This is a genomic window from Burkholderia sp. Ax-1719 (genome assembly GCF_011753055.1).
Classification (GTDB): domain Bacteria; phylum Pseudomonadota; class Gammaproteobacteria; order Burkholderiales; family Burkholderiaceae; genus Paraburkholderia.
In genome coordinates, this window is record NZ_VWWJ01000016.1 from 179,271 (window position 1) to 185,923 (window position 6,653).

General features: G+C 56.4%; 4 protein-coding genes. All 4 read right to left on the minus strand.

Annotation, left to right across the window (positions count from 1 at the left end; translation table 11 throughout):
* Window positions 1–2: 2 nt before the first annotated feature.
* From qatD to F3J17_RS24045, 4 genes are read right to left on the minus strand one after another with little or no spacing between them, the layout of a single operon-like run.
* Complete coding sequence (gene qatD, locus F3J17_RS24030; protein WP_167064776.1) at window positions 3–791, minus strand: Qat anti-phage system TatD family nuclease QatD; 789 nt, start codon at window positions 789–791, stop codon at window positions 3–5.
* Entirely contained in the window at window positions 788–2,050 is a 1,263-nt protein-coding gene (gene qatC / locus F3J17_RS24035) for a Qat anti-phage system QueC-like protein QatC (protein ID WP_240161134.1), read from the minus strand. The genes qatD and qatC overlap by 4 nt, the downstream gene beginning before the upstream one ends.
* Window positions 2,051–2,061: 11 nt before the next feature.
* The gene (gene qatB / locus F3J17_RS36625; RefSeq protein ID WP_345891240.1) at window positions 2,062–2,928 is read right to left on the minus strand and encodes a Qat anti-phage system associated protein QatB; all 867 of its coding nucleotides are present in this window, start codon (window positions 2,926–2,928) and stop codon (window positions 2,062–2,064) included.
* A 6-nt stretch (window positions 2,929–2,934) separates the two neighbouring features.
* Window positions 2,935–4,788, minus strand: a complete 1,854-nt coding sequence (locus F3J17_RS24045) for a P-loop NTPase fold protein (protein ID WP_167064785.1) — start codon at window positions 4,786–4,788, stop codon at window positions 2,935–2,937.
* Window positions 4,789–6,653: the final 1,865 nt, after the last annotated feature.

Here is a 6,653-nt window from a genome sequence, read left to right on the forward strand (position 1 = left end):
TGTTAAAGCGGGAGCTTGCGTTGAGCGGATTGCTGCATCTGCCGCAGGGCAGTCGGGCTTTCACCATGATTCAAGAGATTGCGCAAATTGTCTTCAAACGTACGTGTAATGCCTTCGGACGCTCGGCCAAAGAGTGCGGAAGCGGTGCTGGTAATTGTTATCGCCTCCCATGGCATCCAAGGGACGCCATTTCTTGCGGCAAATGGCCCATCCGTTTCAGGCAACACCCGCTCCAGCGGCATTTCTGAGAGTAGCCTGCGGCCCTTTTCAGCTTGAACCATAGCCGGGCCCACACTAAACCAGCAGCCTAAGTCGATTGCACGTCTCAACTCCTTCGAGGTTCCAGAGAACCAATGCAGGACTGGAATTCCGCAAGCGGGGTGAGACTCGATTAGGTCGAGGACTCTCGATGCTGCGCCGCGCGAATGCAGGCTGATGATTCTTCCGCCGCGGAGTACACATTCACCCAAGATATCGTCCAGCAACCGTTCCTGTAGCTTCAGGGTACGGACAAATCTGCGCGAACCATCCAATCCGACTTCACCGATGAATTGCGTGTTTCGCACGTTTTCAAGAAGCAGGTCGCACTCCGATTGCTTTTTTTCGAAGATTTCTGGATGCAAACCTAGCGCCACGCGGACGTTGTCGTAGCCCGCAAACATGCGGGAGGTCGCTTGCCATGCACGTGGACTTGTTGTCACCACTAGCGTGAACAGGTTTCTGCGGGAGACTTCAGGAAGGAGTCGCAACGCGTCCGGGTAGAGGTCGAGATGGCAGTGGAAATCAATCACAAAACGTTGTGTACCCGTAGTAGCTCGCCAAGCTCATCCATACCGCGCGCGAACACCCCTGAATACGCGGTCCTCTCGCCAGGCTGAGCAAACGACAACGCGCTGCCAATCAGTCTGTCGACACCTTTCTCACTGTAGTTCACGTACGCTGCGGCAACCGAGCCAATGTCATTGGGACCTCGTTCACGTCCAGCCGTCGCAAGGTCCGGAAAAATATAGCGCGAGGTCGGGTCCGCTATGCCTGCCTGCAGGAAGGATGCACGTCGCACAAGACAGGGCACGCATCGACCGCAATGAGTGTAATTGTAGTACCCGAAACGGCCGCAGCTTGTCGAGTGTCTCGCTAATTCAACCAGCTGTGTTCCGTCAGAGCAGTTGCGAAGTAGTTCACCCTTGGTCGCGAACTGATAAGGCCGTGTGAGCCGTACGCGCAATCCGACCGCATCGAACGCCTGCTGTATCCCGTCCAGGAAGGTTGGATGTGTTGTTTTTGTACTATAGCTCCCGAACCGGCCCGCATTTAGCGCGATGTTGAGGCTGATGAAGCCATTCTCGGGAATCACCAGTTCAGTCGTATCCCCGGCCTGCCATGCGGGTAGCGTCGTTGAGGCGAGAAGTGCGAACGCAAGAAATACAATCGAACGGCCGCGAGTTGACCGCTCAGTTGTATGGGGCACCGTGATTCGATGGTTCCATTGGAAGTGCCGTTCGCCCCCGTCCAAAGTGCGCGCAAACAGCTTCTGCGTCTCGGAGTCACCCTTGGCCATCTGCGAGACGAAGAGAGGCGTCCGTCCCGCTACGTTCAAGTCAATTCCGCCAACGAGGCTGTCGAGTCCACCTGACAGTAGAGCCACACAGTCAGCTTCGGTTTCCCGCAGCGCGGTACTTGCCGGCGGCGCGACGCCGCCCTCGAGAAAATTCAGCGTCCAAAAGTCGCCTGTCAGAAATCGGAACGTCCTTTCAAGGCTCGACCTTTGTGCTATCCAGCAATCGGGTTCGTGAAGAGCAACATCGAGTTGAATCATTCGAGTCCAGCCGTCGGCGCTTCCTTGCCGGTGGCAGGCGATATCGGCGGCCGCGACCGCCAGCGCTATGGTCACAAAGTCCCAAACTGCGCTGGGAGGGGCGAAACCGCAGCGAGAGAGCACACGGACCCAACCCGACGAAATCCTGCCTACATCCTGACGACCCGTGTTTGCATACAGGGAAAAGTACTCTGTATCTTCATCGAGTTCGTTCGGAATCGATGCAGCTGGCAAGCAGGTGACCCTCATTGCAATTCCCCCTCGAACACGAGGAATGTATTCGCTAGCGCCTGTTGCATAATTTTCTCGAACTCATTCGGGTTTGGGCTTGGATGGTCCTCACGAAGGGTCCCGAGGTGTGCAGAAATCTCGGCCTTCATATACTCACGCATGTCGTCTGTTCGACGAACTATCTCAACAGGCGACAGGCTTGCGCTTTCGAAGAGCTGTCCGATATCAATCCGCAGTCGATTGCACGCTTCAACGGCGAGATATTCTTCGACCAGCGACCAGATATTGTCGTCCGACATGTTGAGTGGATTGATATCTGGCTGGAGTTCGAGCAGCTCAGAAAATGCTTGCGACATCGAATCCCGAATGGAGTCTTCGTCAACGCTTCCTCCAGCGCCGACGACCTCGCGGACGATTGCATCGATGACCTCACGAACAGACGGCTCAGCAGCGGTAAGCGCCTGAATCCAATCCCGGACGGCACCGTCCGTTCCCGTGCGCGCAGCCTGAAGGAAGGAGACAAGTCCACCAGCGGCAACTGTAGCAGCGCGCATCCGGCCGGCTGCTCGCCGGGCGCCGCCCATCCCACTTTTGGAGTAGTGTCCAACCGCGCGTCTAAACGCGCGGCCGTCCCCAGTTCGGGCGAAACCGCCAAGCTCCCTACGCGCCGGGGCGAAACGGCGTGGAGGCGCAATCGCCGCATCTGGCTGGTGTGGCTCGAATCCGGTCTGCGATTCGGACCCGGTCGACTGTTCGCCTTCTTCTGCACTCCCGCCGCCAGCACCGCCTATCCCACCCAAGCCCGTCTGCAGCGGCTCAAGCCATGGCGGGTCGAACGGAACACTGGAGCCGGGTCCTGAACTGGAAGTTGATGTCCCCATCTGGTCTCACCGCTTTATCTTGATTGCGTTTTTAACTTTTTCCGGCGAGTGCTCGTCCGCCGCCCAACGCTTCAGAACGTCATCAGCCCAGTTGTCGTTCAAAATCAACGGAACGAGTGCGGGCGGGCGGTCTTTGGCGGGAATTTCGTCCAAGAGAGATGTGAAGGAGCGGCCGAGCGACGGAAACGCCTTGGTGAGATGCAAGCAACGTCGCAGACTCGCGAAGTCCCATTGCTCGGTTCTTGCACGGCGCTTTAGTCTCGCCAATACAGCTTCCGCGTCAGTCTCTCCCAGCGTTTTCACTCGCTCCGTGAGCGCCGGTTGAATCGACTTCGATTCGAGCAAGCTTTCGAAAACAGCTCGAGCATCGGCTGAGAGTTCGTCGAGTGCAGCCAATGCGACAACCCTGTCCCTGCTGAGATGCAGCAAAGGACGCAGGTCAGTGTCAGCAAGTGCCGGGCTGAGTAAAACCCAATCGGAAATGAACTTGCTATTCCAACTGGGGTCTGGCGCCTCGTAAGCCTCACCGTCCTTAGCCACGCTCTCAAGCTTTTGGATGAACTCAGGCCGACCGTCGTCCGAGGACGTCACAGATTTAGCGAGGAAGTCGAACGCGGCCGACGATGCGCACCGCTCGAAGAGCTGCAACTTGACCAGATGTTCGAACGAAATGGCCATGCCATGTGCTTTCGCGACTGATTCACGAATAATGAGATTGTTCAAAAATCGCTTTATCAGTCTGGGATTCCCGGCAATCTGGTCAACGGTCGCCAACGTGACCGCGAGCTGGTCTGCGATATCAATCTCTTTTTCGAGCGTCAGTGCCACTTCGCCCAATGCAGTCACCAGCTTTCTCCGCGTGAGTCCCCCAAGCCAACCTTCCTTTACTGCAGCCAAAACATTCGCCTTCGCCCTCTCTGCTGCCTCGGCATTCACCGATTTCCTGCGGACGGCTAGGTCAAGCATGAGCAACAGAACGTAAGCCTTGACCTCGTTCACTCCTAACCGAGGAACTTGAAGAGGAATCTGAATGAGCTTGTCGAAATAGCTAGTTACCAGCTCGTCATCGAAGTGCGCCTGAGCGAAATGGGCGCGAACCGCGCTGCGAATCATTTTCTCGTCGGCCGCGATGATAAAGGCTGTACGCGGGAGAAAGAGGAGCAACCGGATTGCTTCGAGAGTCGAAATTGCCGTGTCCGGCATGCAGCGGTCGAGGTCATCGACCAATACAACCAGAGTCACTTGCAACGACTCAAGCAATTCCGCGAAGGCCTTTCGAAGGCCTTCAATCTCTTTTTGGGGAGACTCGGCCTCCCTCTCCTTGAGCAATTCTTTGATTTCAGGAGCTAGGTCGTCATAGGCCTTCTTCGCTTTCTCGATGTCCGCTTCCTTTAACGAACCAGAAAACAAGCCTGTCACGCCACCTAGGATTGCACCGACTGGACCGCCCACGGCTCCGCCAAGAAGCGCAGATTGTGCAACCGGTGCGGCAAGCTTGAGCGCACGAAACCAGCGAACTCGCTTGGCAAAATCGGCGGCCTTTTCGAGAAAGGTTTTTTGTTTCTTCGCCTCCTCGCTCAGTACGTCCGAGACCGACTGCAGTAACGCAAGCTTTGCGTCATCAAAGCCCTGATAAAGCCACGCGTTGAATTCAACGAAGAGGTAGCGTTTGCCATCTCCATCCGCCTCTCCAAGCGACGTCCCAATCATCTTCACCAAGGACGATTTGCCAGTTCCCCAACTGCCAGAAATTCCAATAGATACGGGCTGACCACCTGCGTCGCGAATTAACCCTGCCGCTGTCTCTGCTATTAAGCTGAAATTCAGTAGGTCGGACGTTGCTTCGACGTCGTGCCACATGCTGCCCCCGGAGTCTATTTGAGTGTTTCTTCAGAGGATTGTAAGGCATGACGCTATCGGACATGAGTTGTCGCAATCGGAGCACGATGCTTTGGAAACGTTCGCGGTTTTCCATTCGAGTGTGCTGATGATGTTCAACGAGCGGACCTCACCGAGACCATATGGCCTACCACCGTTGAACCTATCGGACGGAAAACCGAGCGGAATTGCTACCAATGCCTGAGGACTCGGACCGGTGCGGACCGAGTTGGCGGGCTGCTCGACCTCATGGGAACGGCATATGTCGGGGTAGACGTTTCCGGCAAGAGAAAGCGCGTCGCTTCACTGCTGGCAAATCCGGAGCGCATTAGAAGACCCGCTACTGCAGCGGAGCTCGTCTTAAGAGCCGTAGCCGTCGACGATTCGCTAGCGAATGTTTTGGACGCGTTCCGATGCGTTGAGAAGGAGACTGGTGTAACTACCGTGCGGCCCGAACTGGTCTACTGCATCAAGTCGGCACTACGACTATGCGCAGAGAATCCCGCTTTGCAGCTCGACGACGCCGCATTCCAAGTTGCGAACGCACATCGCGAAAGAGGCCGTATTCTGCGCAATCGCACCGTTGGTAGCACGTTGCTGATGAAGGGCCTCGAGTTTGACCATGTGGTCATCACACCTGACGCCTGCCAGAACCGACATCATTGGTATGTTGCGCTGACGCGTGGGACAAGGTCGGTTCGTGTCCTATCGCCAACGGTGACCTTCCAAGCCTAGCGTTAGGAGCTGGCAATCAATGCGGAGGCTCTTCGGATTTGGCGGCAAAGCGCCCCCCGCATCAATGTCTCCGCACGGAACGCTGCACCCGCTCAGGAACGGCGGCTCTCCAACGAAACAAAGAAAGCGTTCCGTTCCCAGAGAACAAAAGCGTAGCAACCAGCCCACAGGTACCACGCCGGGTTGAGCGGCAATTGCGGAAGCCCGGGTTGGAACAACGTGACATCGCAGACCCTCGCAAACGCTGATGGTCAAACAGCCCGGGGCGTGGCGACAGCAGCCATGGTCGGTGTCTTGCTCGCAAAAGCAGAGTGTGAACGGAAAGGCCCAAACGCGCTGCAAGCTCGTAAGGGTCTAGGTAGATGTGGCGGGGTGAGAGTTCGTTTGATGCCATGCCGCTGTCTAGCGCACGACATCAAACGCGTGTCGCCTGCTGACGCGGATGGACGACCAGTTGGTTGCGTTTGACAGTGGAGGAATCGAGAGCTCGCCCCCATCAAAGAAGCGTCTGCTTGAGGCAGCCCGCAGCCTCTACGAATTTCACACCATACAGATGCATTCCAAGGGCAATCGCCCAGCGACTCCTGTTTCGAAACGCGTGTGATCGTCGTACGGACCGCCGCCTTTAACGGGGCCGGATTCTCACAATGGACTCGCCGCATTGCTCTATACCGACGAATGGCCCATGCGAAAACGAAAGGTAATTGATAATTTTGTAACTTCGTTTGCCGCTCATGGGTCTGTTACATTTTAAAAAATGTACCAGACCAAACCCACCTCTTCGTTTTGACGAATTGGTCTATCAGTCTGGAAAAGTGCCATTGGGGTTCAGGTCTTCAGGCTTGACCCATTTGCGGGTATGAAAATTCATCTCTGGTCCTCCCATGCTTGATCCGTCCCCAGACCTTGCGGAAGCAGACCTAGGGTTAACGCTGAGATAGTACCAGAGATAGGGGTTTTCCCTAGGATTTCAATATTCCCGGCGCATACAGCCCAAAAATCAGCGTGGGAAAAGCGCCCCCGACGCGCTCAACACCCGCCGCGCCGCAGTCAGCGCCTTGCGCGCCGCCCCCGCATCCGCCGCCACGCGCAGCAGGCCGCCCAGTTGCAGC